2 protein-coding genes are annotated in these 2,291 nt (G+C 73.9%); both read right to left on the reverse strand.

Annotated elements, in window-relative coordinates; genetic code table 11:
• Positions 1 to 663: HAD family hydrolase (locus tag GTW40_RS06195; protein WP_161179142.1), on the reverse strand; the 663-nt coding region annotated here is incomplete at its 3' end.
• Positions 663 to 2,291, reverse strand: a 1,629-nt coding sequence (locus GTW40_RS06200; protein WP_202485474.1) for a cysteine protease StiP domain-containing protein, incomplete at its 5' end; no start/stop codon positions are given. The genes GTW40_RS06200 and GTW40_RS06195, both read right to left, overlap by 1 nt.

A 2,291-nucleotide genomic window follows, 5' to 3' on the forward strand; every position in this document is an offset into this window, starting at 1 on the left:
GAGCAGCAGGTCGGCGTCGAGCAGCGAGTCACCGGCCGCGAGCGTCAGATCCGCGCCGGTGCGCCGGGCGACCTCCCGCACGGCCGCGCTCTTGGTGAGCGGGCCGGGGACGGCGTAGAGCTTGCGGCCCTGGAGCGAGACCGTCCAGCCGCGCTCGGCCGCCCAGCCGGTCAGTTCCGCGACCCAGCTGTCAGGCGTCAGTTCGCGCTCCACGACCAGGTAGGCGAACAGGTCCTCGGCGACGCGCTGCTTGCGCACCCACAGCGGATCGCCGATCGCGGCGAGGTGGTCCTCGATCTCCGCGAGCGGCGCGCACGCGGCGGCGAGCCGTCGCTGCACATCGACGTGCCAGTCCCGGTCCGTGACCCCGTCGACCAGCAGATGGCCGCCGTTGGCGCAGATCGCGTACGTCGGGAGCGGGCCCGGCAGGTTGATCCGCTGGTACTGCTTGCGGCTGCGGGTCGTCGTCGGCACGAACACCGCCGCGTCCCCGAGCGCGGTCAGCAGCCCGGCCGCCGTCTCCGTCATGAACGACAGCGGTCTGCTCTCGTGGACCTCCACGCACAGCAGCCGGGGTGCCCGGGCGTCGGGCATGGTCAGCCCGAGGGCCGCCGCGGAGTAGATCAGCGTGCGGTCGAGGTCGCTCGCCACCATGACCGTCATCAGACGCTCACCGCCCGGCCGTCGGCGCCCGTCGCACCGCGCGTGTAGCGCGGGTGGATCAGGCCGACGCAGCTGTACGGCAGGTCGTCCACCTCCTCCACCGGCACCCCGCGCTGCTCGGCGAGCAGGCGGACGTGGTCGAGGTCGGCGCCCGCGCCCGCCTTGGCGAGGATCTTCCAGGGCACCCGGCGCAGCAGCACCCGGGTGGTCTCGCCGACTCCGGGCTTGACCAGGTTCACGTCGTGGATGCCGTACTCCTCGCTGATCCGCTCCACGGCCCGCCAGCCCTCCCAGGTCGGGGCGCGGTCCCCGGCCTGCAGCTCCTTGACGGCCACGTCCACGCTCTCCTCGACCTCGGGGAAGCGGGCGGCGATGGCGTCCAGGAAGGCCACCGACACGTCGGCGCCCGCGAGTTCGCGGTAGAACTTCGCGCCGTGGAAGTCGTGCGGACCGACCAGGTCCGCGCGCAGCACCGTGCGCGAAATCAGGCCGGAAACCGTCGAGTTGAGGCACGCGGAGGGTATGAGGAAGTCCTCGCGGGTGCCGTAGGTGCGGACGCAGGAGCCCGGGTCGGCCAGTACGGCGATCTCCGGGTCGAAGCCGGTGATGCCCTCCTCGCGCTCGAACTCCTCGATGGCGGCGGCGAGTTCGCGGGTGATGGCGCCCTTGCCGGTCCAGCCGTCGACGAAGACGACGTCACGCGGGTCGTGGTGGGCGGCCAGCCAGCGCAGCGCGTTGGCGTCGATGCCCCGGCCGCGCACGATCGAGACGGCGTAGTGCGGGAGCTGGAGACCGTGGCGGTGCTGGGCCCAGCGGCGCATCAGCACGCCGACCGGGGTGCCCGCGCGGGCGAGGGAGACCAGCACCGGGCGAGGGGTCTCACCGGAGGCGCCGGGGCGGGGCCGGGCGGCGACCTCGGTGAGGACGGTCTCCGTGACCACGCCGACGGCCTGGGCGATCCGGGCGGCCGAGGCGTCCAGGGCCGCGTGGAACAGCTCCTGGTAGCGCTCGCTGGGCTGGTACTCCACCGGCAGCGACTCCGCGTAGTGCGCGCCGCCGCTCTGCACGGCCTCCTCGCGCTCCTCGGTCGGCGCCTCCAGGGTGACGCCCGAGAGGTCCTGGAGCAGCCAGCCGACCTCGTCGGGCGCGTACGAGGAGAAGGCGGGGCCGCGGAGGGGCTCGGGCAGCATGGGCGGCCTTTCGGGAGAGGCGAGGGAGTCGGGTACGTAGGACGGCACGACCGCGAGCAGGACGTTCGGGACGTGGGCCGCGAGGCGGTCGAGGAGTCCGCCGGGGGCGTGCAGCCGGGCGGTGTCGGCGGCGGAGTCGACGACGGCGAGGACGGTGTCGAAGCCGCCGCCCGCGACGTTGTACGCGTACCGCTCGCCGGGGCCGTCGGCCGGGTCGTCGTGGTCGGGGAAGACCAGGCTGCTGCGTATCGCGTAGCCCGGGTCGTCCACGGCGAGCACCGGCGAGCGGGTGGTGGTCGAGAAGCGCACGTCGGCGGGGACGAGCTGCTCCAGCTCGCGGGCTATGCGCAGCGGGGCGTACATCAGCTCCTCGAAGCCGAGCACCAGCACCCGCTCCGCCTCCTCGGGCAGCGCCTCGGCGGCCCGGGCGGCCATCGC

The sequence above is a fragment of the Streptomyces sp. SID4985 genome, from assembly GCF_009863025.1.
Lineage (GTDB): Bacteria > Actinomycetota > Actinomycetes > Streptomycetales > Streptomycetaceae > Streptomyces.